Raw genomic sequence first — 25,293 nt, 5'->3', positions numbered from 1 at the left:
CCCCAAAAAGTCAAAACCGGACTTTTCGGGTGATTTCTTATCTGTCTGTCGGAGCTAAACGGGTGATTCCGCATTTCTAATTAAGGGAGGTTCATACATGGCTGATTTAAGAATTGATTTTGCAGGGATAAAGTCACCGAATCCTTTTTGGCTTGCTTCCGCTCCTCCGACAAATTCCGGCTATCAGGTTCAGAGGGCGTTTGAAGCAGGCTGGGGAGGGGCTGTATGGAAGACGCTCGGGGATCCGATTTTAAATGTCTCTTCCCGATTTGCCGCCGTCAGTTTTAATGGGCAGCGTGTAGCCGGTTTTAATAATATTGAACTGATTACAGATCGTCCGCTTGAGGTGAATTTAAAAGAAATTTATGAAACGAAAAAAAGATTTCCGAACCATGCGATTATTGCGTCGCTGATGGTAGAACCGAAACAGGAGAAATGGCATGAAATTGTTAAGCGTGTGGAGGATGTCGGGGTAGATGGTCTTGAGCTTAATTTCGGATGTCCCCACGGCATGGCAGAGCGCGGCATGGGGGCGGCATCCGGTCAGGTGCCGGATCTGGTGGAAAGGCAAACTTACTGGGCTAAAGAAGCGGCGAAAACACCTGTCATTGTCAAACTCACTCCGAACATAACCGATATTACGGTAACAGCTGAAGCAGCCGTTGCAGGAGGAGCGGATGCCATCTCCATGATCAATACGATCAACAGCCTCGCCGGGGTTGACATTGATACCTGGAATACAATTCCGCATGTAGCCGGAAAAGGAGCTCACGGGGGGTACTGCGGTCCCGCTGTTAAGCCGATTGCGTTAAACATGGTAGCGGAATGTGCAAGGAATCCGCGGATCAATGTGCCGATTTCAGGCATCGGCGGCATCTCAAACTGGAAGGATACCGTTGAATTCATGCTGATGGGTGCAATGGGCGTCCAGGTTTGTACAGCCGCCATGCATCACGGATTCCGGATTGTTGAAGATATGATTGAAGGCCTGTCCAATTATTTAGATGACAAAGGTTTAACGTCCGTCATGGATCTGGTCGGCAAATCTGTTCCGAGATATTCAGACTGGGGAGAGCTTGATTTAAACTATAAAGTTGTTGCGCAAATAAATACAGAAGTGTGCATCAACTGCAATAAATGTCACATTGCCTGTGAAGATACGTCCCATCAGTGTATTGACATGCTGAAGGATGCAAGCGGCAAGTCCTATCTGAAAGTGCGTGAAGAAGATTGTGTCGGCTGCAATCTTTGTTCAATCGTATGTCCGGTTGATGGAGCCATCGATATGGTCGAGCTTGCTAATGAACTGCCGCCAATGACATGGAATGAAAGACAGTCGGTAATTGGTGCACTTGGAACTTCAAGTGCAGACTTTGTGAAGTAAAGGGAGGGCGCGGACTGATGAAAAAAATAATTAAAAACGGCATAATCGTGACAGCTGCCGATACGTATAAAGCAGATATTTTAGTAGAAGGAGAACAAATTGCAGCGATTGGCTGCAATTTGCCCGAAGAGGGAGCAGAAATTGTTGATGCAAAGGGCTGCTATGTTTTTCCAGGCGGTATAGATCCGCATACACACCTTGATATGCCATTTGGAGGTACCGTGACTAGAGATGACTTTGAGAGCGGAACAATGGCTGCAGCCTTTGGAGGCACAACTACGGTTATTGATTTTTGTCTAACCGAGAAAGGGAAACCGCTTAAGGATGCCATTCAGACATGGCATGAAAAATCCAAAGATAAAGCCGTGATCGATTACAGTTTTCACTTAATGATTTCTGAAATAAATGAGGATGTACTTGGGGAGCTTCCGGCTGTCATAAATGAAGAAGGCATTTCATCATTCAAAGTCTTTATGGCCTACAAAAATGTTTTTCAGGCGGACGATGAAACATTATTCCGGACGCTTTTAACGGCTAAAGAACTTGGCGGCCTTGTCATGGTACACGCTGAAAATGGAGATGTCATTGATTATCTGACGAAAAAAGCACTTGCTGAAGGAAAGACAGATCCCATATATCACGCGTTAACACGCCCTCCTGAAGTTGAAGGAGAAGCAACTGGAAGAGCGGCTCAATTAACTGGGCTTGCGGGTTCACAGCTTTATGTAGTACACGTTTCCTGTGCGGACGCAGTTGAAAAAATTGCCGAAGCTAGAAGCAAGGGCTTTGATGTATGGGGGGAAACATGTCCACAGTACTTGGTTCTTGATCAAACACACTTGGAAAAGCCGGATTTTGAAGGAGCGAAATATGTCTGGTCACCTCCTCTCCGTGAGAAAAAGCATCAGGATGTACTCTGGAATGCGCTGAAAACAGGAGTGCTGCAGACGATTGGATCTGATCAATGCTCGTTTGATTTCAAAGGACAGAAGGATTTGGGGAAAGGGGATTTTACGAAAATTCCAAATGGCGGACCAATCATTGAAGATCGTTTGAGCATTCTATTTTCAGAAGGTGTGACTAAAGGAAGAATCTCTTTGAACCAATTTGTTGATTTGACAAGTACTAAAAGTGCAAAGCTATTCGGTCTCTACCCTAAAAAAGGAACGATTGCAGTCGGCTCTGATGCGGATCTTGTTCTGTTTGACCCTTCAGCTGAACGGACTATTTCTGCTGAAACTCACCACATGGCGGTTGATTATAACGCATTTGAGGGTCTGCAAGTAACAGGAGAGCCTGTTTCCGTTTTATCAAGAGGGGAATTTGTCGTAAAGGATAAGCAATTCGCCGGCAAGGCAGGCAGAGGCAATTATCAGAAGAGGGCTAAATACGGAGAACTGCTTGACGCGAGCAAAAGCGCACCGATATCAATCTGAAAAGAACCAAAGAGATAACCATTTGGAAGGGGATATGCGAAAGTGGCTAAAAATTATTTGAAGTCTCCTGATTTGCTGCCGATTCCGCATCATAAGAAAAACATTGGTTCGCTGGGCTTTGCTTTAATCTGGGTTGGGATGGCTGTTGTGCTTGCTGCATTTGCCATCGGCGGATCAGGTGTTCAGAATCTTCCATTAGGCTGGGTGATTGCTGCAACAATCATTGGTTCGATTGTCCTTGGATTAATCATGACGCTAACAGGAGATATTGGTGTTGAACATGGCTTATCATTCCCTGTTTATATGAGAGCGCCTTTTGGAACAGTCGGGACGCACATTCCTTCCGTTGTACGCGGTTTTGTAGCTTCATGCTGGTTTGGTGTAAATACATTCTTTGGCGCCAGTGCCATGAATGCCATTCTTGCTACTTTATTCGGGTTTGATAATTGGATTGTCTGCTTCTTTATTTTTGCCATCTTGCAAGTCGTCAATACAGCACTTGGAATGAAGGCGATTGAACGATTTGCTGATTTAGCGGCACCGGTCATCATCATTATCTCAGGCTGGATGTATTTTACTCTATCAGATCAGGCGCTGCAGGAAGGCAGAAACGTGTGGTCATGGGTCGAAAATCCGGCAACTGGAGGAGCGGCATTTACAGCGTTCATGGTTGTCATTATGTCCAATATGGGATTTTGGGGAACCCTCGCTGCAGATATGCCATCTCTTTCCCGTTTTGTGAAAGCACCTAAAATGGAAAAGAACTGGTTCAAGCGGAACAAAGGCCAAATCGCGGGCAATTTAATTGCCTATCCAATCGTGCAAACCTTTATGGTTGTGATTGGCGCCGTTTCTTATATCGCTGTAACAAATTATGATCCGGTTGTTGCCTTGCAGCAATCTGCATCCGGCATTATTCTTGGTATCTTATTGGTTATGATTGTGCTTGCGCAGTGGTCAACAAACACCTCTGCAAACCTGATTCCTGCAGCGACCATTTTCTCAAACGTTGGAGGGCCAAAAGTTCCTTTCTGGGCGGGTGTAGCAGTAGCGGGTTTTATTGGAATCGTCGTTCAGCCTTGGAGTTTATTTGGCATCATCATTGGAATTTTATTAATAGTCGGAGGAATCTTATCTGCTATTTGCGGGATTTTAGTAGCTGATTATTATTTAATTCGAAAGCGCAGGGTTAATGTAAAAGACCTCTACGAATCAAATGGACAATATAAATATATGAAAGGTGTAAATGCTGCAGGATTCATCGCATGGATCATTGGCGGGGCAGCTGCAGTGGCTATTCCTTCATATTCATTTATTGTCGGCTTTGCAGCCGGATGCATTGTCTATTACATTTTAGCGAAATACTGGTGGTTTCAGATTTATGCCCAGGCTGAATTAATAGATCCCGATGATCAAAAGTATCTGGGGATCTCAGTCGGAAATGACTGGACAATTGATCTCGAAGATGAAGCAGTGCCGAACGTTGCCATTGCGCCTGCGCAAACAGAGCAATTATAAGAAGGAGGCTCGTTATGTCTGATTACCGGGAGTATCTGTCTGAAAGAGATAAGATTGATTATTATCTGAGTCAGGGCTACAAAATCACAAGCGTGACTGAAAATTTAAGCGGTGCTTTTCTTACTTTCAGAAATCATAAAAATCAAAAAGACTCTGCTGAAATGCACGTGAAAACGGCGGATGCAAGAAAGTATTTTTCAGCCATGCTGCTGGCTCAAATCCGACAATGACATGGTTCGACAAAGATAGGGCAGAATTTGTCCTATCTTTTTTGTGAGAAAAACTGACAAACGTATAGTGTTAAAACATGCCATTCTTTATAATAGAAAGTAGCGACATCAAAAAAGGGGTGTGCGGATGAAATCATACATAACGATTGATGAGATTTTAAATCGAAAGCATTTTGCCCAAACAGACGTAATTGCTGGTGCTGAAGGATTGCACCGTCAATTGAAATGGGTTCATATTGTTGAATCGGTTCAAATCAGCAATCTCTTAAATGGCTATGAGCTGATTCTTACAACAGGTCTTGGCTTTAAAGATGATCCCCAACTCTTTGTCTCCTTTCTAAAGCAGCTGATCGAGAGGCATGCTGCCGGACTGTGCATCGAAATGGGCACACACATTCACAATGTTCCGGATGCAGTTACCGAACTTGCAGATCACCACCATTTTCCTATCATTCTGTTTCATCAAGAGGTTCCCTTTGTTGAAATTACTCAAGATGTGCATTCCCTCATCATCAATAAACAATATCAACTTCTCTCAGATTTAGAAAAATACTCTCAGCAGCTGAACAAGATGCTGCTGGAAATTGAAGACTGCCGGCAAATCCTGAAATTTCTGCAGGTCTATTTAGAAGTCCAGGTTATTGCTGTATTAAGCGGAAATAAAGCCGATTTCTTTCCTGAGCCAAAGGCAGATGAAAAAGAAGAGATGCTTTTGAAAATAGGGAATAGAGATGAAAACAATAAATCAAATATTGCAAGTCAGCCTGTGCAGATTCTTGGAGAAACCTACGCTGAGCTCCTGATTGTCTCAAGCTGCCGAGAACTGAATGAATTTGATCTTCTCATTTTGGACAGAACAGCCAACGCATTTGCCCAGCATTTGCTGCGGGATTTATATGTCAAAGAAAAGAAGATGGCAGAAGAAAGCGAGTGGCTGACAAACTGGCTTGAAGGAGAATACACGGATGAAGTTATCAAAGAACAGCTCTCCTTCATCGATCCAAAGCTGCGTTTAAATGGAGGGACTGTGTGCATATGCAAGCTTTCCCCTGATTCAGGGGGGCAGCCTCCAAACGTCGACAGTACATATTTCAAGCTTTTGTTCAGAACGGTCTTTGAGCAATTTGGCTTTCACTTGTTTACTGTTGAAGTCCGCCATCATCTTATTTTTATCGTCGGAAACAAACGGAACAAACAGGATTGGAAAGAGAGAATGGAAGGCGCTCTCTCGAGAATTCATTCCGGAAACGGTTCCGAACGGATCAGAACCTCATCAATTTCAATTGGAGTCGGGAAGTTTGCCGACAAACTCGGCAGTATTCATATAAGCTATCAAACAGCTAAAGAAACCCTGGCACTGCAAGATTCTCTTTCTAAAGAAGGAAAAAGCTGCTTTTATCAGGATTTGCATATGTACAGGATGATGTCTTTGTTAAAAAAACATGGCAATCTAGAAGAAACCATACAAGAATATTTGGCTCCCGTCATAGAGTATGACCGAAAGTATAACGGGGACATGCTGATTACGTTAAAAACGTATCTGGCGTGCAACGGCTCTAAACAAGAGACTTCGAAGAAATTATTTATCGTCAGGCAGACTCTTTACCATCGCATAGAAAAGCTTGAATTGCTCCTTGGCGAAAACTTCATGAACTCAGACAGAAGGCTGGCCCTTGAATTTATGCTGATGGCGCACGATTTTATCATGAATACAGAAGGAACCATTCCGCTGCAGCATAAGATTGAATAGCAGGAAAGAGTGCTCTTTTGAAGAGCGCTCTTTTTTGATTGTTTTTTGTTTGAGACGAGGACTTGGAATGGATTTTTATCTTCATTTTCCGGTCAGAACAAATTCCTCCAATTAATTTGGAAACCCCACGAATTAATTCTAAAACCCCTCCAATTAATTCGGAAACCCCACGAATTAATTCTAAAACCCCTCCAATTAATTCGGAAACCCCACGAATTAATTCTAAAACCCCTCCAATTAATTCGGAAACCCCATCAATTCGGCAGTGACTATTCGGTCTGAACAGTCGGTTCTACATTTCTCGGTGTCCAGCTCCGCCTCCTAACTCCTCGGCCAGAACGGATCCGCCATAAAAAGCAAAAAGCGCCTTTTCTGTCGGATCCTTATCTGACTGTCGGAGCTGAACAGTCGGCTCCGCTTTTCTATATTGTCTAGCTCCGCCTCCTAACTCCTCGGTCAGAACGGATCCGCCAGCAAAGGCAAAAAGCGCCTTTACTGTCGGATCCTTATCTGTCTGTCGGAGCTGAACAGTCGGCTCCGCTTTTCTAATCAAACTGTAGCAACATTCCCCAAGTATCTTTTACAAAGTGTCTAATGATTGCCGTTCCTATGTGAGAGATAATGAACATAATTAGTAGAATTTTCAGAATATACGGAGGGATGACAATGACGGTTGTAAATGAAGCAGCAGCAATTAAAAATTTCATCAATGGAAAATGGGTGAGTGCAGCTGGGGGTGAAATGCTTGATGTCATTAATCCGGCAACGGGGAGGAAGATCGCAGCTGTTCCAATTTCAACAGCCGAAGATGTAGATAAGGCGGCAAAGGCTGCAGCCCTGGCATTCAAAACATGGAAGCTGATGCCGGTTCCGAAACGAGCAAGAATTCTATTTAAATATCATCATTTACTGACAGAAAACCATGCAGAGCTTGCCAAGTTAATTGTTTCAGAGAATGGCAAGGCTTATAAAGAGGCATATGGCGAGGTACAAAGAGGAATTGAGTGCGTGGAGTTTGCGGCGGGAGCACCAAGCTTAATGATGGGAGAATCCCTATCAGGAATTGCAGAAGAAATGGATTCTGAAATGTTCCGCTACCCGCTTGGCGTTGTGGGAGGAATTACTCCTTTTAACTTTCCGATGATGGTGCCATTGTGGATGTTCCCGCTTGCGGTTGCATGCGGAAATACATTCGTTTTAAAACCATCAGAGCGGACACCGCTGCTTGCCAATAAGCTAGCTGAGATGTTTACGGAAGCAGGTGCGCCTGACGGTGTTTTAAACATTGTTCATGGTAGTCACGATGTGGTGAACGGGTTGCTTGAACATCCTGATATTAAAGCGATTTCATTCGTAGGCTCTCAGCCTGTTGCAAAATTTGTGTATGAGAAAGCTGCTGCGAAGGGTAAAAGGGTTCAGGCTCTCTCAGGTGCAAAAAATCATCACGTGGTGATGCCGGATGCAGACTTTGACAAAGCGGCACAGCATATTATCAGCTCTGCTTTTGGAAGTGCTGGCCAGCGATGTATGGCTTGCAGCGCAGTTGTCGTTGTTGGAGAAGGGGATCAATTTATGCAGACCTTAAAGCAAAAAGCAGATGACTTAGTGATGGGAAATGGTCTCGACGAGGAAGTGCTTTTGACTCCGGTGATTCGTGATACCCACTTGAATAAAGTCATCGGATATATTGAAAAAGGTATTGAAGAAGGGGCAGATCTTCTGCGTGACGGACGAAGAGATATGGAAAATCAAGCAGAAGGCTACTTTTTAGGAGCAACGATTTTCGATAAGGTTACACCTGAAATGACCCTGGCAAAGGATGAAATTTTTGCACCGGTGCTCAGTGTGCTCAGGGCGGAAAATTTAGATGAAGGTCTGGATTATATCCGGAAATCACGATATGGAAACGGAGCTACCATTTATACAAAGGATGCTCAGGCCATTCGGACTTTCAGAGAAGAAGCGGATGCAGGAATGCTTGGAATTAATGTCGGGGTTCCGGCAACGATGGCTTTTTTCCCATTTTCGGGATGGAAGGATTCTTTCTACGGAGATCTACATGTTAATGGCAAAGACGGCGTAAACTTCTATACACGCAAAAAAATGATTACTTCCAGATTTGATTTTTAATAGACAAGGAGGATGACTATGCAAAAGAGTAAAGATGTAAGAGATGCTCTGCAAAAAGATGAGGCCCATCTCTGGCATTCTATGAAGCCTTTCAATCCAGAGGCAACCATTATAGCAGAGGAAGCAAAGGGCGCATGGATCAGTGATGCAAACGGGAAAAAGTATTTGGACGGCATGGCCGGCTTGTGGTGCGTGAATGCAGGCTACGGAAGAACAGAACTTGCGGAAGCTGCATATGAGCAGCTGAAAAAGCTTGCTTATTTCCCATTAACGCAAAGTCATCTGCCTGCCATTCAGCTTTCAGAAAAACTGAATGACTTGCTTGGAGGTGACTATGTCATCTTTTTCTCAAACAGCGGATCTGAGGCAAATGAAACCGCATTTAAAATTGCCCGTCAATACCACCAGCAAACAGGCAGCCATGAACGCTATAAAATCATTTCAAGGTACAGGGCCTATCATGGCAATACGATGGGATCTTTAGCTGCCACCGGGCAGGCACAGCGAAAATATAAATACGAGCCGCTTGCACCAGGATTTATTCATGTGCCGCCGCCTGACACTTACCGATATCCAGAAGACGAAAATGCAGCACCGGCTGAACTGAAATCGGTTCAGGATATTGACCGGACAATGACATGGGAGCTCAGCGAAACGGTTGCTGCGATGATCATGGAACCGATTATAACAGGCGGCGGTATTCTGATGCCGCCTGAGAATTATATGAAAGGAGTAAAAGAAGTCTGTGAAAAGCACGGGGCTCTGCTTATTGTTGACGAAGTCATCTGCGGCTTCGGCAGAACCGGAAAAGCATTCGGATTTATGAATTACAGAGTGAAACCGGATATCATTACGATGGCAAAAGGGATTACAAGTGCTTACTTGCCGCTATCCGCTACAGCTGTTAAAAAAGAAATCTATGAAGCATTTAAAGGAACGGAAGAATATGATTATTTCCGCCATGTGAACACATTTGGAGGAAACCCTGCAGCCTGTGCACTTGCACTTAAAAATATTGAAATCTTTGAAAATGAAAAGCTGTTCGAACGTTCAAACGAGGTTGGAGGCCGAATGAAATCTGAACTTGCTTCACGTCTCCAGCATAATCGATATGTTGGAAATGTAAGAGGGAAAGGTCTCCTGATTGGAATCGAGCTTGTAGAAAGCAAAGAGACGAAAAAACCGCTTGATGCGGGTCTTGTGAATAAAGTTATAGCCGGATGCAAGGAAAAAGGGCTGCTTATCGGAAAAAATGGCGCCACTGTTGCAGGCTATAACAACGTCCTTGCTATCTCTCCTCCTCTTAATCTGGAAGAAGAGGACGCCGTGTTTATCGTGGATACGGTTGTCGGGGAGCTGAATGGGATCGCAGAAACGAATTAAATGTGAAACAGCGCAAAGCCGGTTGCGCTGTTTTTTCTTGTGGAAAAGAAATGGCTGAAGGTATAATAATTGAAGGGTTTTATACAAGGAGATGCTCATCATGAAAACAGAAAAAGAAAAGATGCTGGCCGGAGAACTCTATTTAGCCGGAGACGAAGATCTAATCCGTGAACGCGTCCGCGCCAGAAGATTGACAAGACTGTTCCATCAGACAATTGAAACGGATGATGACGCGCGTAAAAAAATACTTAAGGAACTGTTTGGAACGACTGGAGAGAATATATACATCGAACCGGCATTCCGCTGTGATTACGGATCAAACATCCATGTTGGGGAAAATTTCTATGCCAACTTTGACTGTGTGATTCTGGATGTGTGCAAGGTGACGATCGGCGCCAATTGCATGCTTGCTCCAGGAGTCCACATCTATACAGCTTCACATCCATTAAATGCTGATGAAAGAAACAGCGGAGCGGAATTCGGTAAACCTGTTACAATCGGCGATAACGTGTGGATTGGCGGAAGAGCGGTCATTAATCCGGGCGTGACAATCGGAAACAATGCAGTTATTGCCTCCGGCGCAGTCGTGACGAAGAACGTCCCTGACAATGTGGTAGTTGGAGGAAATCCAGCAAGAGTCATTAAGCATATTGAGAATTGAAAAAGAGGCCAGCGCGGCCTCTTTTTTAAGAGATAAGAAAGTATAAAATTTTTGCTCTTCGATGGCGAGCGGAATCGCCCAACTCCTCGGCCAGATCCTGATCTGTCATGCCTGAGCTAAACGGGCGCTTGCGCTTTTCTGAATTATTCGTAATTAACCTGCCAATGAATGCCGAATTTATCTGTTACTTGTCCATAAAGCTTGCTCCAGAATGTTTCCTGAAGATCCATGACGACTGTGCCGCCATCTTTAAGCTGGTTGAAAATAGACGTCAGCTCTTCGATGTTCTTATTTACCAAAGCAAGAGTGATATTATTCCCTTCAACAAAAGGCATTCCCGGAAAAGTGTCAGAAAACATGACGTTGCTTCCGTCAATAGTAAGTCTTGTATGCATGATCAAGTTTTTCGCTTCCTCCGGCAGAGGGTAATCGGGATTTTGCGGTGTTTCGCCGAACGTCATAAATTTAGGTTCTTCCGTTTTGAAAACCTTTGCATAAAACTCGGCTGCTTCCCGGCAATTGCCATTAAAATTAAGATAAACGTCTACTGACATCGTACATAATCACTCCTTGAAAAAAAATTTTGGTGCCAATATTTATCATCTTACCATTTTTTTGACTCTAATCAAATCAAGAAAAAAGATAAAATCCCAAAAAATATTTTTCTATATAAAAAACATCATCAAGTCTTGTTTTATCCTTATAAAGGTTTCTTCTTAAAGCAGCAATTGGTGCAAATTCATGCTCTTGACGGGGATAAGCTATCCGGCTTGGGATGGTTAAATAACCAGAATTCAAACCTAATTATGATACTATTAATATGAAATTAATTATTACAACTATAGGAGTGATCTGGATGGCAGCAACTAAACGGTTTGAAGTAACTCATTCACAAGGAACCCTCGATTTAATAAGGGTCATTAAGGACACAGAAACCGGAGTTCAATACCTGCAGACGATCTCTGGCGGCGGTGTTAGCGTCACCTTGCTTGTTGATGCTGAAGGCAAGCCATTGCTTGGAAAATAAGATGAAGATCTGTTTATCTGAATATAACCCGGATTGGAAAATGCAATTCCGCCTTCACGAGGAAAGACTCATAAATGCCTTTAATGAGCCTTCTATTAAAATTGAACATATAGGAAGCACTTCGGTAGAAGGTCTTTCTGCAAAGCCGATCATTGATATATTAATCGGTGTTCTGTCGATTGAAGAGCTGTCTTTTGTAGTCGATGCTTTAGAAGATTCCCCTTATATTTATAAAAAGGTGTACGATGAAGCATTGCCATTCAGGCGTTTTTTTATCGGGGTAAAAAAGGAATATGTGCATCTTTACCCCAACGTTATTGAAAAAGAAGAAGTATACATTCCGCATGAGCACCGGACAGCACATATACATACGGTGCCAATCACACATCAATGGTGGGAAGATCATCTCCTGTTCCGGGACCATCTCCGCCTGAATCCGAATGATCGTCTGATGTATGAAGCCGTAAAGCAGGATCTATCAAAGAATGAGTGGAAAACAGGAAATGAATATGCAGATGCAAAAACGGAGTGTGTCCTGAAGATTTTGAATAAAGCTAAACGGTATCAAAAGAAATAAAAGTGTCAGCATGTACGATTTTTGCCATCTTTGGAAGCTCAAACGATTATGGAATCTCTAGCGATCTATGAAAAAGATACAGCGGTAACCCGCCTTTTAGTCATTTAAAAGATGCAATAGAAATTTCCATACCTGAAGTCATGAATCATTGGCTGAAACATAGAAATAGATAGTGTGTTTTAAAAAGCATGGATTTTTCATTCCATGCTTTTTTAGTTGTCAAACTTTTGATGGAGAAGCCTCATAGAAAGGAAGTAGTCTGAATTCATAAATTAGCATTAATTTTATAAAAATTGCGTAAAATGACTAGAAATATATTTCGAAACCCGATATATTAAGTAATACGTTGTAAATATCTTGAAAGCTTAAGAGAAAAGCAAAGGCCGAAGGAGGGATTTTCATTGGAAACATTCAAAAAACTAAGGGCCTTTTATATGCCTTACAAAAATGATTTTTTATGGTCAATGGGTTTTCTGCTGATTATGACAGTCATCACCGTTGTGTATCCGATGGTGCTGCAGTTTACCATCGATGATGTTGTGCTGAAAGAACAGTTTTCACTTGTGCCCTGGATTGCGCTTGGGTTTGTCGGCATCATGACGGTAAAGGGAGTGGCTACTTATTTTCATCAATATTTAGGGGATATGTTTGGAATTAAGTCCGTGTACAGAATGAGAAATGAACTTTATGAAAAGCTTCAGCGTCTTCCTTTTCGCTATTATGACAATGCAAAAACAGGCGACCTGATGTCAAGGCTTACGGCGGATGTAGAAGGTTTCCGTTTTTTCCTGTCATTTGGAATTGCGGAGCTGATTCGCTTCATTATTCTGATTGTCATCAGTCTTTGCGTCATGTTTTATTACTCGGTGCCGCTGACATTCGTCACGATTTCAGCTTTGCCGTTCCTCGCTGTCGCCGTCTACCGTTTTGATAAAAGGGTGCACCCTGCTTTCAGAGGCATCCGCAAATCATTTGGGAAACTGAATACGAATGTACAGGAAAATATCAGCGGCATTCATACGGTAAAATCTTTATCCAGAGAAGAGTTTGAAATATCAAAATTTAATTCCTCAAACAATGATTACAAACAGAAATATTTAGATACCTCAAATGTATGGGCGAAGTATTTTCCACTTATGGAGTTCATCGGAAATATTTGCGTAGTTGCTTTGCTCGCTTTCGGCGGATACATGGTCATTACTGGCAGTCTTAAGCCGGGTGAGCTTGTGGCTTTTTACAGTCTTGTCTGGTATATCATGTGGCCGATCATGAACTTGGGATTTGTCATCAATTTATTTTCTCAAGCAAAAGCTTCTGGTGAACGCCTGCTTGAAATTTTAGATGCGGATGAAGAAATCAGTGATGCAGACCGTGATTTGACAGCAGGCAAATTATCAGGTCACGTTACATTTGAAAATGTTTCGCTTAAATACAATGAAGAAGATGTTCCGGCTTTAACAAATGTTTCTTTTGATGCGCCTCCTGGAAAAACGGTCGGACTGATTGGGGCTACAGGTTCAGGAAAAACAACCGTCACTCAATTAATGACACGTTTTTATGAGCCGACTTCAGGCCAGATTCTGCTGGATGGAAAGGATATTAAAGATCATTCTTTAAAATCCCTTCGAGGAAGCATCGGAGTAGTGCTTCAGGAATCTTTCCTATTTTCTACGACGATAAAATCAAATATTGCTTATGGAAAACCAAATGCCACGATGGATGAAATCATCGATGCTGCCAAACGCGCTCAGGCACATGAATTTATTATGGAGCTTCCTGAAGGGTACGACACGATGCTTGGCGAACGGGGCATGGGCTTGTCAGGGGGACAAAAGCAGAGGATTTCCATTGCACGCGCCATTTGCGTGGATCCGAGCGTTCTGATTTTGGATGATTCAACGAGTGCGGTTGATATGGACACAGAGTTCCGTATTCAAAAAGACTTAAAAGCCGTCATGAAGGATCGAACAACGATTATTATCGCTCACCGGATTTCTTCATTAAAACATGCGGATGAAATCATCGTGCTTCAGGATGGCGAGGTTGCCGAAAGAGGAACACATGAGGAGCTGCTTCATACAGGCGGCCCTTACAAACGAATTTATGACATTCAATATAAAGACCAAAAAGCTGTCGTACAGTCAAATGTTGGGTAGGTGAAAAAGATGTTAAAGAATGAAAAGCAGGATTTAATCAAACAAAGATTCTACTATTCTACGGATCAAGTTATTGAAAAGCCGTTTAACTGGAAACAGATGGGGAGGTTAATGGGCTATATTAAGCCATATTCGAAAAACCTTTTGCCACTTTCTTTTCTTACCGTAATCATGACGACCATTGTCCGTTTAATTGTTCCGATTTTAATCGGGGTATACACGCTTGATAAAGCAATTGTTCAGAAAGATCTGGATTTTCTGTGGGTGCTGGTAGGGTCCATTTTTGGACTTTACCTCGTTTCATACGTGGCTAATACGCTCAGGATCAGATGGATGAACATGCTTGGGCAAAATGTCATCTATGATTTGCGCAAGCATTTATTTACACATGTACAATCTCTGTCACACCGTTTTTTTGATTCCAGGTCAGCAGGATCGATTCTTGTCAGGATCATGAATGACATTAATTCTCTGCAGGAGCTTTTTACCAGCGGGGTTATCAACCTTTTAATGGATTTCCTTTTGCTTATCGGGGTTATTGTCATCTTATTTACGATCAGTCCGCCGCTTGCCCTAGCCATTATGATTATCCTGCCGATTATGTTTTTTATCTCAACAAGCCTGCGCAAGAAAATCCGGAGATCATGGCAGACCGTCCGCCTCAAGCAGTCTATGCTGAATTCTCATTTGAATGAAAGCATACAGGGCATCCGTGTAACTCAAGCTTACACTCAGGAAAAGGAGAACATTCAGTTCTTTGACGGAATCAACACGGAAAACTTCAGCAGCTGGCAGGATGCGACGCAGAAGAATGCTGTCTTCCGTCCATTTGTTGAAATGACAAATGCCATAGGCACTGCCATTCTTATTTGGTTTGGTGCTTCATTAATTGCAAATGAATCAATTACCATTGGAGAATTTGTTTCCTTTGCTTTTTACCTGGGAATGTTCTGGGAGCCGATTTCAAGACTTGGCCAAGTGTATAATCAGCTGCTGATGGGGATGGCCTCATCGGAACGGATTTTCGAATTTTTAGATGAAAAACCAATTGTTTCAGAAACGGATAATCCGGTCGTTCTGCAAGATATGAAAGGGAATATCGAGTTTGATCAAGTTGAATTTTCATATGATGGAAACCGCAAGGCATTAAATGGAGTTTCCCTTCAAATTAACTCCGGTCAGACTGTCGCCCTTGTAGGTCACACAGGTTCCGGAAAAACAACGATAGCAAACTTAATCAGCCGCTTTTACGATGCAACAGGCGGAGAGGTGAAGATCGACGGCATAAATATCCGGGATGTATCAATCGGAAGCCTGCGTTCTCAAATCAGCGTCGTTCTGCAGGATACCTTTATCTTCTCGGGTACGATCATGGAAAACATCCGTTTCGGCAGACCGGATGCAGCTGATGAGGAAGTTATTGCTGCTGCTGAAGCAGTCGGGGCAGATGGATTTATTAAAGATCTTGTCAATGGCTATGAAACAGAGGTTGAAGAACGAGGAAACGTGCTATCTGTGGGGGAAAGACAGCTTCTTTCTTTTGCAAGAGCCATACTTGCTGATCCGAAAATACTAATTTTGGATGAAGCAACAGCAAGTATTGATACAGAATCAGAAGTGAAAATCCAACAAGCCCTAAAAACGCTATTAAAGGGCAGAACAGCCATTATGATTGCCCATCGCTTATCGACAATTCGCGAGGCGGACAATATTATAGTACTCGATCACGGGAATATTATGGAACAAGGAAATCACGAAGAGCTGATGAAGCAGCAGGGAATCTATTTTGAGCTTGTGAAAGCTCAATTCAGAATGCTTGATGCGGGGTAATCGCAGGGATCGTCCATTAAGTTTCTAAAATGAAGCAGACAGGAAAAACAAATGTTATTTCCTGCCTGTTTTTTTCTATGGTTTTTTTTTCGTAAACTTTGCACTCACGCGGACAGCAGCGGACAGCATATTATAGCGAAAACAACATTTTTTCTTAAACCGACTTTCCGGACAGGTCTGTTCAGTGTTTCAATAAAATTTTTACAAAGAATAATAGAAATGATGAAACCTATTTATGTGACAATCGTATTACTAACAGAATACATAAAAATTGGAGGTAATTGGATATGGAACAGCAAACAAATCCTGCAGTTGAGGGAAACGCACCAGAATCGCCCAAACCGTCTTTATTCGGTATGATCATGAACCCGGGAGAGCAGTTTGACCGGATTCGTCAAAAACCAAAGGTTCTCGCTGGTTTTCTGCTGGTCACATTCTTTCTTGTAGCAGGCACGTTTTTATCGTTAGCTAATAGTCCTGAATTGACGGGGGATTTATCATCAGAGCTTGGCATGAGTGCTGAAGAGGCAGCTATGTTCAGCACTGTTATGGGCGTTGTCGGAATTGTTGCAGGAGGTATTGGCAGTATTATCGTTCTTATTATTATGGCTGCCATCACACTTGCGATTACGAAAATGGTTGGTTCTGCGGTTAAATTTAAACACATTCTTTCTATGACGATTTACATTGCATTTGTCACATCGATTGGAACGCTTTTAAACGGACTTATTGCCTTTTTAGTAAAAGAAGAAAATTATGTCAATCCATACACAAGTTTGAACAGCATTGCCGGTGCTGAAGGCGGCCTTGGCGGCCTGCTCATGACGTTTGAAGTTTTCACAATTTGGGGAACGGTGCTGACGGCAATCGGACTTCAGCGCGTTGCAGGTTTATCAAAAGCGGCAGCCTGGACAATTGCGATCGTTTTCTTCGTCATCGGTGCAGTGCTTGCAACTGCAGGCGGCGTTCTTGAAGGGATGTTCCCAGCAGCATGAAGAAAAAAGTCTGGATATCAATCGGTGTCGTTTCAATCATCGCTTTGCTCGTTGGTGTAAACGTCTATCGTGCGATGAGCGAAGAGGAAGTAACCATCCAAACAGTGAAGCTTTCCAAGCGGGAAATTGCTTCGAATGTGATGGTCCCGGGTACATTGAAATTCCAATACGAACAGTATATTTATCAAGATCCGGAAAAAGGAGATATTGTTGAAATTCTAGTAAAAGAGGGAGATGCCGTGAAAGAGGGAACTCCCCTCCTCCGCTATGAAAATCAGCAGTTTTCACTAGAAAAAGAACAAAATGCTCTTTCCATTGAATCTGGTTATCTTAAAATCAATCAGCTTGAAAATCAGCTTGACGATCTCAACGATAAAGAAAAAGATCTAAGCAAACAAGCTGGAGAAGAGGAAGCTGAAAAAACAATCGATGCAGAGCGGGATCAGCTGAAAATGGAGAAAAAGATGGCTGATATCGAACTTCGCCAGCTTCTGCTGCAAAAAGAAACGATTGAGAAACAGCTTAATGCTCTAGAAGTGAAAAGCGGCATGGAAGGGACTGTCATGACAATTGATGATAATCCTGAACAAGCAGCTGAACAGGGCGGTATAAAAGCAGTTATACATATTGCAAAAACAGATCAATTTATTGTCAGCGGCGTTTTGTCTGAATATGATTCTTTAAAAGTGGCAGACGGACAGCCTGTTTCCTTAAGTTCGGATGTTGTTCCTGACACAAAGTGGAAAGGGAAAGTCAGCAAAATAGGTCTTCTTCCTGAAGCGGCGCCAAGTTCAATGGGTTCTGAAAATGCGGCTGTCCAATATCCGGTAGAAGTATCCATTGAAGGCAGCGAAATGAAGGCAAAACCCGGCTTTAAACTGATCATGGAAATTGAAACGGAAAAGCGCAGTGTGCAGACGGTACCTGTTGATGCTGTAAAACAGGATGGCGAAGACTATTTTGTCTATACCGTTCAAGGCGGCAAAACAAAGAAAAAGATGATAGTAATTGGCTCAGCTTCTTCCGACTATATGGAAGTTAAAGATGGATTAACAGCAAATGATGAGATTGTTTCAAGGCCGAAAGACGATCTTCAGAGCGGGATGGAAGTGACAGTGAAATGATCCAGCTTTCCGGCATTACGAAAAGCTACAAGGTCGGAAAAGAATCATTCGACGTTTTAAAAAACATCCATTTATCCATTGAAGAAGGCGAATTTATTTCCATAATGGGACCATCAGGTTCGGGGAAGTCCACGTTAATGAATATTATCGGATGTTTGGACCGTCCGACAAACGGACATTATTTTCTGGACGGAGAAGACGTTGCCGCCTATCAGGATACAGATCTCGCTAAAGTGAGGAACCTCTCCATCGGTTTTGTCTTTCAGCAGTTTCAGCTGCTGCCGAGACTGACTGCCTTGAAAAATGTAGAGCTGCCAATGATCTATGCAGGAGTAAAGAAAAAAGAGCGGGAAGAACGGGCAATGCTGTCGCTTGAGAAAGTCGGGCTTGCAGACAGAATGAACCATCTCCCGAATGAGCTTTCAGGCGGGCAAAAACAGCGTGTAGCCATAGCCCGTTCCATCGTGAATAAGCCGCGGCTCATCCTTGCAGATGAGCCGACAGGTGCTCTGGATACAAAGACAAGCGTCTCCATTATGGAGCAATTTGCAGCTCTTAATCTTGAGGGGACAACAGTGATCATTGTCACACATGAACAGGAAGTAGCAGACTGCACGAAGCGCATCATCATGGTAAGAGACGGGGAAATCCAATCTGCCGGGGCAGAAAGGAGAAACGCATGAGCCTAATGGAAAACTTAAGGATGGCGTTTGCTTCTGTTCTCGCTCATAAGCTCAGGTCTATTTTAACAATGCTTGGAATCATTATTGGTGTTGCATCTGTCATTCTTGTTGTGGCCATCGGTCAGGGCGGAGAGCAAATGCTGAAATCGCAGTTTACCGGTTCAAGCAATACGATTGAAGTGTTTTACCAGCCAAGTGAAGAAGAAATGCAGTCAAATCCCAATGCTTATATGGAAACAGCTTTTACTCAGTCGGATATTGATGATTTATCAGGTATCCCTGAAGTCTCTAAAGTAGTGGCCTCAAGCTCGGAGTTTATGCCTGCCAGGTACATGGAGGAGACAGTGGATACGTCCATTCTTGGAATTAATCAGGCATACATTGAAGTGAACGAACTGAAAATTGAGTCTGGCAGAAATCTTGTTGAAGGTGATTTTATCGGCGGCCGCCGTGCTTCCGTCATTAGTCAGGAGACGAAAAAGGAGTTATTTAAAGAGACAAATCCGATTGGTGAAATAATCTGGGTAAATGGACAGCCGTTTGAAATTGTCGGCGTGCTTGAAAAGCCGACAGGTCTTTTTTCTTTTGGCTCCATGGAAATTTACCTGCCTTCTAATACCTATCGTGCTTCATTCGGCAAATCTGATTTTAATCAGGTAACTCTTCAGGCAGAAAGTGCAGAAGAACTTCAGGAAGCAGGAAAAAAAGCAACCGCGCTATTGAATCAAAAGCATGATAAAGAGGATTCCTATCAAGTCTTCAATATGGAAGAAATCGCTGAAGGGATTGGACAGGTAACAAGAATCATGACATTAATCATCGGGTCGATTGCAGGAATTTCGCTTTTTGTCGGCGGCATCGGTGTTATGAATATCATGCTTGTTTCCGTCACGGAAAGAACCAGGGAAATCGGCATCAGAAAAGCGCTTGGCGCGACGAAAAGACAAATACTCACTCAATTTTTAATTGAGTCTATTACTCTGACATTGATTGGAGGAATCATCGGGATTCTGCTTGGAGCGGGAGGGGCGTCGCTTGTCTCCGTTTTTGCGGGCTGGCCATCGCTTGTTTCCTGGCAGGTAGTACTCGGAGGTCTCGGATTCTCCATGATCATCGGCGTGATTTTTGGGATGCTGCCGGCAAACAAAGCAGCAAGACTAGATCCGATTGATGCACTTCGTTATGAATAAGGATTAGGCAAGCTCATCTATTTAGATGAGCTTATTTTTTTGTGATCATTTTAATATCCAAATCCCGCACACATGAAACAGGATTTCTCAGACTGCAGGTAGATGTAATTGGAGGCAGGACCATAAACCTGAGAAAAGCCGGCTGAACGGCTTATTCCGTATTTGTCATAAAAAAACTCTTGCCCCATGCTGGTGATGATGGTAAAAAGGGTATAGGTATTTCACGTGCAGATGAGATTGGAATGATTACAATGAAATTTGGAAAGATTGCCGCATTACTTTTTAAATTGGCGATGCTTGCCGTTCTATTGCTGATGGTTTATTCTTCGGTCAGCATCTGGCATTTCGGCAATAAGCACGAAACCGTTAAGACTGATGCAGCGATAGTGCTCGGAGCTGCTGCATGGGGAGAGGATCCTTCACCAGTCTTTAAAGAAAGGATCAACCATGCAATCAAGCTATATAAAGAGGAAAATGTTGATAAAATTATTTTTACAGGAGGCAAAGCGATCAAAACGGATTTGCCTGAAGCGGTTGTCGGAAAAAACTACGCGGTCAAGCACGGTGTAAAAGAATCTGATATTTTACTTGAGACAAGCTCAAGACTGACAGAAGATAATTTGAAGAACGCATATGAAGCAGGGAAAAAAGCAGGATTGAATTCTTACACGATCGTAAGCGATCCATATCATATGAAGCGTTCTTTCCTTCTTGCAAAACAGCTTGGAATGAATGCTTATTCTTCACCAACTACGACTTCAGCATATCAAACATGGGAAACGAAATTGCCTGTGTATACAAAAGAAGTGCTTTTTTATGCAAGTTACCTGGTTACAGCACCATTCGAAAAATAAGAGAAAAAAGAGGATCATCGTTTAGATGAATCCTCTTTTTTTATTGCTTTAACATGGAATAACTTCTTGAAGTACAAACTATTCAAAGTGTTAAGTTTAAGGAGAAGAGTGTGGTTGCTTTGTTTATAAGAGTGTGTGAATGGCTTTGGGGCTATCCTATGATTATTGTTTTGCTGGGCGGCGGCCTTTTTTTAACGATTCGATTAAGGTTTATTCAATTCCGTATTTTGCGTGAGATGCTTAAAGAAACGATCGGATCTGTTTTCACAAAGAATAAAACGAAGGGGCAAATTACACCTTTTGCAGCATTCTCCTCCGCACTCGGCGGTACAATCGGTGCAAATAATATTATCGGAATTCCTCTTGCCATTTATTTCGGCGGTCCGGGAGTGCTTTTTTGGATGTGGATTGTGGCATTGTTCGGGATGGCAACGATGATTACTGAAATCATGCTCGGCCAAATGTATAAAGAGAAAAACCAATCAGGTGAATGGGTGGGCGGACCAGCTTATTATATGAGAAATGGGCTGATGTGGAAGAAGCTTGCTTTTGGCTATGCCCTGATTTTGTTTCTTCAATTATTTGTAAGTATTATGGTGCAGTCAAATGCCGTTTCCGTATCCTTGAAGTATTCAGCAGGGATGCCAAAACTGTTAACAGGTGTGGCTTTAATGATAGTAACCGCTCTCGTTATCTTTGGCGGAATGAAACGAATCAGCCGGGTCATGAGTTTTATCGTGCCTTCAATGGTTGGACTTTACATAGCAGCAACCTTTTGGGTCATTTTAAGTCATACAGCTGTGCTGCCGGCAATTTTCAAAGAAATTATTCTCCATGCGTTTACTCCATCAGCGGCACTTGGGCTATTCCCTGGTGCTGCCATTGCAAGTACTCTGAGATGGGGGTTATCGAGAGGTCTTTATTCAAGTGAAGCGGGGCTTGGCACATCGGCTATCGCACACTCTGCTGCAGATGTAAAAAAACCGCTCTTACAAGCCTATTGGGGTATGCTTGCAGTCATCGTGGATACTCTTGTCATTTGTACTCTTACTGGACTGACAGTTCTTTGCTCCGGGGTTTGGAATGAGCATAGCGGGCAGGAGGCATCTTCCCTGGTTGCATATGCCTTTGCAACGCTGATTCCTGAAAGGGCAGCGGCACACGTGCTTTCTTTTTTCCTTACCTTATTTGTTCTTTCGACAATTATGATCATGATCTATTACGGCGAAAAACAAATGGAATTTCTAAGACCTAAAACAAAAATGTTTGCCGTCCGCATCTTCTATTTATCAGCGATTCTTGCCGGGGCTGTATGCAGTGTAAAGCTTGTCTGGACTCTGCTTGATTTCTTCCTTATATTGATTGTCATACCCAATATTCTGGCTCTCCTAAAACTGAGTCCGGCTGTCAAAAAAGCCCTGCTCGAGCATTCACGTAATATATCCAACTAATTGAATGAATAATTTTATACTAAAACAAAGCAAGATAACACCTGCAGCGAAGGTGATGGCTTTCAGCATTTTATCTTTAATAAAATCCCGGATAAAATGGACTGTCAGGGCGATATTTAAATTCCATAGAGCGACACCCCCTATGATCAGCAAACTGTAGATCAGCAAATAGAGAAACGTATGATGCGGGCCAAGGCTTGTCAGCGCTGAGCCATAAACCCCGAGCCAAAATATGAAAATAAACGGGTTGCCGAGAGCAATGAAAAAGCCAGTCCAATAAGATCCCACACCGCTCTTTTTTCCATCATCTGACTCGATCATTTTTTCTGCAGACAGCGAGCGGAGAATGCTGCCAATGCCGAGCTTTGCTAAAAGATAGCTTCCCACTGCACTTAAAATTGCAGAAAACAGCGTGCTCTCAAGAAAAGTCACAAGACCCAGGAAGATGCCGAACATTAAGAGCATATCAACTGTTATGGCGCCGATTCCAACAAGCATCGCTGGCCAAAATCCCCCCATGATCCCCCTCTTGATCATCTCTAATTTAATCGGACCTATTGGGGCGGCAAGACTTATGCCAAGCACAATTGGCTTCACGATAAAAAATAAGGTTTCCATCCCGATTCATCTGCCTTTCGATTCCTTGTCCATTAAGTGTATTCAGGCGAGGGAGATTTATTGTTCATAATTTCTTCTAAGCTGCAATAAATTGAAAAAACGGCAGAGACATGTATTGTTATCTTTTTTGCGTGTGGAAAAAGGGTTTTGAATCGTCTGCGGTTAACTATTTAAGGAGAAAAATTTCCGGCAAACGAGGGATCTGATATGTCAAAAAAACGAAAGTCTCACTTATTAGCGGAATGGGGCAAAGCGGTTTTGCTTGCAGTGGGACTGGCTTTGATCATCCGTCTATTTCTCTTTGAACCATATTTAGTTGAAGGATCATCGATGGACCCGACTCTCCATGATGGTGATCGCCTGTTTGTGAGCAAATCAAGTTTCATGATCGGTGATGTCAAGCGGGGAGATATCGTCATCATAGATGGCGATGAAAAGGATGTTCATTATGTGAAAAGGGTCATTGGGCTGCCCGGTGATACAGTTGAGGTTAAAGGTCATAAGCTGAAAATAAATGGAAAGCAGCTTCAGGAGCCGTATTTGCTTTCAAATGAAAAGAAGGCAGAGAAACTCGGGATGTATTTAATGGAAGATTTTGAACCTGTCACTGTTCCGAAACATGACGTATTTGTCATGGGGGATAACCGGACTAACAGCATGGATTCGAGAAATGGGCTTGGATTCATTTCAAAGAACCGTATTGCCGGAAAAGCAGAATTTGTGTTCTTTCCTTTTGAAAAAATCAGAAAAACAAAATAATGCTAAAGATGTAACCAAATGGAAAACGCTCTCGTCTAATCGTTTAAATTATAGGGGAGTGTGTTGAATATGAAAAAGGCCGGAACGTTCATTGTTATCTTATTTCTCGTATTTTTTACTGCAGCGTGCAGCAGTTCAGAAAGCAAGTCAGATAAAAGGGAGGGCAGCTCAGGCGGGGAATCCGCTAAAGAGATGGCAGACTCTGGTATGACTATGAATTCAGATGGGGATCAGGCTGACAAGTCAGAAATAGCTTCTCCTGAAAACAAAGCGGTCCCTTCAGCACCTGAAAACCGCAAAGTCATTTATACGGCTGATTTGTCTATTAGAGTGAAAAACTTTAATGAAGCCGTTTCTTCTTTTCAAAATACGATTGCCTCATTAGGGGGATATGTCATTGAATCAAATACATATACAAACGAGGATGAAATGCCGAAAGAAGGATCACTGACAGTCAAGGTGCCGCAGGATAAATTCCAGAGCTTCTTAAAAACGGTTGAAAAGGGAAGCGTAAAAGTGAATCACCAGACGGTCACAGGTCAGGATGTAACAGAGGAATATGTAGACCTTGAATCTAGACTAAAAGCGAAAAAGGCCGTAGAAGAACGGCTTCTAAGCTTTATGAAAGATGCTCAAAAAACAGAGGATCTGCTGAAAATATCCTCTGATTTAAGTGCCGTTCAAGAGGAAATGGAACAGATTACAGGCAGAATCAATTACTTGAAAAACCAAACGTCTTTCGCGACGATAATGATGCAGATTTCAGAGGACAAGGTTACTGTGCCGGGACTTGAAAACAAACACTTAAATACATGGGATAAAACGAAAAAACAGTTCATGGAAAGCTTGAACTCTCTGCTTGCAGCCGGTTCTGCTCTAATTGTCTTTACAGCTGGAAATCTTCCTGTTCTGCTCGTCTTATTTTTAATCTGTTTTACGTTGTGGATTGGAATTAAGAAATACATGAATAAAAGCAATTCAGCGCCTCCAACTGACATGGGAGAATAATCTCCGGTTTTCTTTTTTCCATGATTGGGAAAAAGAAGAAAAAGGCGGGATGTAAATATGAAGGATGCTATGACTATAAAAGCATGCCCTAAGTCGAAAAGAAATTGTGTGTCAACCGTAAATACTTCGACCTACCACCAAATGGAACCGATCTCTTTTCTATGTGAGCCAAGCGCCGCAATGAACCATCTAAGAAATGCTCTTCACTCAATGGAGCATGTGGAAATTGCTGAACAAAGCGAGAATCGTCTGCATGCTGTGTTCAAATCGAAAATCCTGAAATTTAAGGATGATGCGGAATTTTTCCTTGATCAGAGAGAAAAGAAAATACATTTCAGGTCTGCATCAAGGATCGGCTATTACGATTTTGGCGTCAATCGGAATCGCATGGAGGAAATTAGAGATCGATTCGGCAGAGAAACGTGCAGAATCGAAAAAACAGACATCCGGTAAGGATGTCTGTTTTTATGAGAAAAGAAAGTATAAAATTTTGCGCTTCGATGTCTAGCTCCACCTCCTAGCCCCTCGG

24 protein-coding genes are annotated in these 25,293 nt (G+C 42.7%); 21 read left to right on the top strand and 3 right to left on the bottom strand.

Features of this window, described 5'->3' with window-relative positions; translation table 11 throughout:
* Window positions 1-97 precede the first annotated feature (97 nt).
* From preA to ABEQ24_RS14585, 5 genes are all read left to right on the top strand, one after another.
* Entirely contained in the window at window positions 98-1,384 is a 1,287-nt protein-coding gene (gene preA, locus ABEQ24_RS14605; RefSeq protein ID WP_430007471.1) for an NAD-dependent dihydropyrimidine dehydrogenase subunit PreA, read from the top strand.
* Window positions 1,385-1,401: 17 nt separating this feature from the next.
* The gene (gene hydA / locus ABEQ24_RS14600; protein ID WP_430007470.1) at window positions 1,402-2,820 is read left to right on the top strand and encodes a dihydropyrimidinase; all 1,419 of its coding nucleotides are present in this window, start codon (window positions 1,402-1,404) and stop codon (window positions 2,818-2,820) included.
* Window positions 2,821-2,862: 42 nt separating this feature from the next.
* A complete protein-coding gene (locus tag ABEQ24_RS14595; protein ID WP_430007469.1) occupies window positions 2,863-4,338 on the top strand; it encodes an NCS1 family transporter in 1,476 nt (491 codons plus the stop codon).
* A 14-nt stretch (window positions 4,339-4,352) separates the two neighbouring features.
* Window positions 4,353-4,568 (top strand): hypothetical protein, encoded by a 216-nt coding sequence (locus ABEQ24_RS14590; protein WP_430007468.1) that lies wholly within the window; start codon window positions 4,353-4,355, stop codon window positions 4,566-4,568.
* A 127-nt stretch (window positions 4,569-4,695) separates the two neighbouring features.
* The gene (locus ABEQ24_RS14585) at window positions 4,696-6,318 is read left to right on the top strand and encodes a PucR family transcriptional regulator (RefSeq protein ID WP_430007467.1); all 1,623 of its coding nucleotides are present in this window, start codon (window positions 4,696-4,698) and stop codon (window positions 6,316-6,318) included.
* A 292-nt stretch (window positions 6,319-6,610) separates the two neighbouring features.
* Here the strand turns inward: ABEQ24_RS14585 and ABEQ24_RS14580 are convergent, their stop codons facing one another.
* Window positions 6,611-6,871 (bottom strand): hypothetical protein, encoded by a 261-nt coding sequence (locus tag ABEQ24_RS14580; protein WP_430007466.1) that lies wholly within the window; start codon window positions 6,869-6,871, stop codon window positions 6,611-6,613.
* A 113-nt stretch (window positions 6,872-6,984) separates the two neighbouring features.
* On the opposite strand from ABEQ24_RS14580, the gene ABEQ24_RS14575 reads away from it, so the two are divergent.
* The 3 genes from ABEQ24_RS14575 (at window position 6,985) to ABEQ24_RS14565 (ending at window position 10,492) form a co-directional block, all read left to right on the top strand.
* Window positions 6,985-8,448, top strand: a complete 1,464-nt coding sequence (locus tag ABEQ24_RS14575; protein WP_430007465.1) for a CoA-acylating methylmalonate-semialdehyde dehydrogenase — start codon at window positions 6,985-6,987, stop codon at window positions 8,446-8,448.
* A gap of 18 nt (window positions 8,449-8,466) precedes the next feature.
* Window positions 8,467-9,831: an aspartate aminotransferase family protein gene (locus tag ABEQ24_RS14570; protein ID WP_430007464.1), complete on the top strand. Its 1,365-nt coding sequence runs from the start codon at window positions 8,467-8,469 to the stop codon at window positions 9,829-9,831.
* Window positions 9,832-9,931: 100 nt separating this feature from the next.
* Window positions 9,932-10,492, top strand: coding sequence for a maltose acetyltransferase domain-containing protein (locus ABEQ24_RS14565; RefSeq protein WP_430007463.1), 561 nt, complete (start codon window positions 9,932-9,934; stop codon window positions 10,490-10,492).
* Between the two features lie 143 nt (window positions 10,493-10,635).
* Here the strand turns inward: ABEQ24_RS14565 and ABEQ24_RS14560 are convergent, their stop codons facing one another.
* A complete protein-coding gene (locus tag ABEQ24_RS14560; RefSeq protein WP_430007462.1) occupies window positions 10,636-11,046 on the bottom strand; it encodes a VOC family protein in 411 nt (136 codons plus the stop codon).
* A 302-nt stretch (window positions 11,047-11,348) separates the two neighbouring features.
* On the opposite strand from ABEQ24_RS14560, the gene ABEQ24_RS14555 reads away from it, so the two are divergent.
* The 10 genes from ABEQ24_RS14555 (at window position 11,349) to ABEQ24_RS14510 (ending at window position 22,379) form a co-directional block, all read left to right on the top strand.
* Window positions 11,349-11,519, top strand: coding sequence for a DUF6440 family protein (locus tag ABEQ24_RS14555; RefSeq protein ID WP_430007461.1), 171 nt, complete (start codon window positions 11,349-11,351; stop codon window positions 11,517-11,519).
* 1 nt (window position 11,520) lies between these two features.
* On the top strand, window positions 11,521-12,096 hold the full coding sequence (locus ABEQ24_RS14550) for a GrpB family protein (protein ID WP_430007460.1): 576 nt from the start codon (window positions 11,521-11,523) through the stop codon (window positions 12,094-12,096).
* A gap of 401 nt (window positions 12,097-12,497) precedes the next feature.
* A complete protein-coding gene (locus tag ABEQ24_RS14545) occupies window positions 12,498-14,252 on the top strand; it encodes an ABC transporter ATP-binding protein (protein WP_430007459.1) in 1,755 nt (584 codons plus the stop codon).
* A 9-nt stretch (window positions 14,253-14,261) separates the two neighbouring features.
* Complete coding sequence (locus ABEQ24_RS14540; protein WP_430007458.1) at window positions 14,262-16,082, top strand: ABC transporter ATP-binding protein; 1,821 nt, start codon at window positions 14,262-14,264, stop codon at window positions 16,080-16,082.
* Window positions 16,083-16,369: 287 nt separating this feature from the next.
* Window positions 16,370-17,077 (top strand): Yip1 family protein, encoded by a 708-nt coding sequence (locus ABEQ24_RS14535; protein ID WP_430007457.1) that lies wholly within the window; start codon window positions 16,370-16,372, stop codon window positions 17,075-17,077.
* The gene (locus ABEQ24_RS14530) at window positions 17,074-18,201 is read left to right on the top strand and encodes an efflux RND transporter periplasmic adaptor subunit (protein WP_430007456.1); all 1,128 of its coding nucleotides are present in this window, start codon (window positions 17,074-17,076) and stop codon (window positions 18,199-18,201) included. The genes ABEQ24_RS14535 and ABEQ24_RS14530 overlap by 4 nt, the downstream gene beginning before the upstream one ends.
* A complete protein-coding gene (locus ABEQ24_RS14525; RefSeq protein WP_430007455.1) occupies window positions 18,198-18,884 on the top strand; it encodes an ABC transporter ATP-binding protein in 687 nt (228 codons plus the stop codon). The genes ABEQ24_RS14530 and ABEQ24_RS14525 overlap by 4 nt, the downstream gene beginning before the upstream one ends.
* Window positions 18,881-20,074, top strand: a complete 1,194-nt coding sequence (locus tag ABEQ24_RS14520) for an ABC transporter permease (RefSeq protein WP_430007454.1) — start codon at window positions 18,881-18,883, stop codon at window positions 20,072-20,074. The genes ABEQ24_RS14525 and ABEQ24_RS14520 overlap by 4 nt, the downstream gene beginning before the upstream one ends.
* Window positions 20,075-20,316: 242 nt before the next feature.
* A complete protein-coding gene (locus ABEQ24_RS14515; protein WP_430007453.1) occupies window positions 20,317-20,928 on the top strand; it encodes a YdcF family protein in 612 nt (203 codons plus the stop codon).
* A gap of 158 nt (window positions 20,929-21,086) precedes the next feature.
* The gene (locus ABEQ24_RS14510) at window positions 21,087-22,379 is read left to right on the top strand and encodes an alanine/glycine:cation symporter family protein (protein ID WP_430007452.1); all 1,293 of its coding nucleotides are present in this window, start codon (window positions 21,087-21,089) and stop codon (window positions 22,377-22,379) included.
* Here ABEQ24_RS14510 and ABEQ24_RS14505 read toward each other — a convergent pair.
* Window positions 22,359-22,997 (bottom strand): LysE family transporter, encoded by a 639-nt coding sequence (locus ABEQ24_RS14505; RefSeq protein WP_430007451.1) that lies wholly within the window; start codon window positions 22,995-22,997, stop codon window positions 22,359-22,361. The genes ABEQ24_RS14510 and ABEQ24_RS14505 overlap by 21 nt on opposite strands.
* 207 nt (window positions 22,998-23,204) lie before the next feature.
* On the opposite strand from ABEQ24_RS14505, the gene lepB reads away from it, so the two are divergent.
* The 3 genes from lepB (at window position 23,205) to ABEQ24_RS14490 (ending at window position 25,217) form a co-directional block, all read left to right on the top strand.
* A complete protein-coding gene (gene lepB / locus ABEQ24_RS14500) occupies window positions 23,205-23,756 on the top strand; it encodes a signal peptidase I (protein WP_430007450.1) in 552 nt (183 codons plus the stop codon).
* Window positions 23,757-23,825: 69 nt separating this feature from the next.
* Complete coding sequence (locus tag ABEQ24_RS14495) at window positions 23,826-24,764, top strand: DUF4349 domain-containing protein (protein ID WP_430007449.1); 939 nt, start codon at window positions 23,826-23,828, stop codon at window positions 24,762-24,764.
* Between the two features lie 57 nt (window positions 24,765-24,821).
* Complete coding sequence (locus ABEQ24_RS14490) at window positions 24,822-25,217, top strand: DUF1499 domain-containing protein (protein WP_430007448.1); 396 nt, start codon at window positions 24,822-24,824, stop codon at window positions 25,215-25,217.
* The last annotated feature ends 76 nt before the right edge of the window (window positions 25,218-25,293 follow it).

The organism is Metabacillus idriensis (assembly GCF_050483325.1).
Lineage (GTDB): Bacteria > Bacillota > Bacilli > Bacillales > Bacillaceae > Bacillus_P > Bacillus_P idriensis_A.
The sequence above is the reverse complement of the archived record's forward strand: the minus strand, read 5'-3'. Positions and strand labels throughout refer to the sequence as shown.

Coding starts and splice junctions, on each gene's coding strand:
- preA (WP_430007471.1), top strand. CDS start 98: ATGGCTGATTTAAGAATTGATTTTGCAGGGATAAAGTCACCGAATCCT.
- hydA (WP_430007470.1), top strand. CDS start 1,402: ATGAAAAAAATAATTAAAAACGGCATAATCGTGACAGCTGCCGATACG.
- ABEQ24_RS14590 (WP_430007468.1), top strand. CDS start 4,353: ATGTCTGATTACCGGGAGTATCTGTCTGAAAGAGATAAGATTGATTAT.
- ABEQ24_RS14585 (WP_430007467.1), top strand. CDS start 4,696: ATGAAATCATACATAACGATTGATGAGATTTTAAATCGAAAGCATTTT.
- ABEQ24_RS14575 (WP_430007465.1), top strand. CDS start 6,985: ATGACGGTTGTAAATGAAGCAGCAGCAATTAAAAATTTCATCAATGGA.
- ABEQ24_RS14570 (WP_430007464.1), top strand. CDS start 8,467: ATGCAAAAGAGTAAAGATGTAAGAGATGCTCTGCAAAAAGATGAGGCC.
- ABEQ24_RS14565 (WP_430007463.1), top strand. CDS start 9,932: ATGAAAACAGAAAAAGAAAAGATGCTGGCCGGAGAACTCTATTTAGCC.
- ABEQ24_RS14560 (WP_430007462.1), bottom strand. CDS start 11,046: ATGTCAGTAGACGTTTATCTTAATTTTAATGGCAATTGCCGGGAAGCA.
- ABEQ24_RS14555 (WP_430007461.1), top strand. CDS start 11,349: ATGGCAGCAACTAAACGGTTTGAAGTAACTCATTCACAAGGAACCCTC.
- ABEQ24_RS14550 (WP_430007460.1), top strand. CDS start 11,521: ATGAAGATCTGTTTATCTGAATATAACCCGGATTGGAAAATGCAATTC.
- ABEQ24_RS14540 (WP_430007458.1), top strand. CDS start 14,262: ATGTTAAAGAATGAAAAGCAGGATTTAATCAAACAAAGATTCTACTAT.
- ABEQ24_RS14535 (WP_430007457.1), top strand. CDS start 16,370: ATGGAACAGCAAACAAATCCTGCAGTTGAGGGAAACGCACCAGAATCG.
- ABEQ24_RS14530 (WP_430007456.1), top strand. CDS start 17,074: ATGAAGAAAAAAGTCTGGATATCAATCGGTGTCGTTTCAATCATCGCT.
- ABEQ24_RS14525 (WP_430007455.1), top strand. CDS start 18,198: ATGATCCAGCTTTCCGGCATTACGAAAAGCTACAAGGTCGGAAAAGAA.
- ABEQ24_RS14520 (WP_430007454.1), top strand. CDS start 18,881: ATGAGCCTAATGGAAAACTTAAGGATGGCGTTTGCTTCTGTTCTCGCT.
- ABEQ24_RS14515 (WP_430007453.1), top strand. CDS start 20,317: ATGATTACAATGAAATTTGGAAAGATTGCCGCATTACTTTTTAAATTG.
- ABEQ24_RS14510 (WP_430007452.1), top strand. CDS start 21,087: ATGATTATTGTTTTGCTGGGCGGCGGCCTTTTTTTAACGATTCGATTA.
- ABEQ24_RS14505 (WP_430007451.1), bottom strand. CDS start 22,997: ATGGAAACCTTATTTTTTATCGTGAAGCCAATTGTGCTTGGCATAAGT.
- lepB (WP_430007450.1), top strand. CDS start 23,205: ATGTCAAAAAAACGAAAGTCTCACTTATTAGCGGAATGGGGCAAAGCG.
- ABEQ24_RS14495 (WP_430007449.1), top strand. CDS start 23,826: ATGAAAAAGGCCGGAACGTTCATTGTTATCTTATTTCTCGTATTTTTT.
- ABEQ24_RS14490 (WP_430007448.1), top strand. CDS start 24,822: ATGAAGGATGCTATGACTATAAAAGCATGCCCTAAGTCGAAAAGAAAT.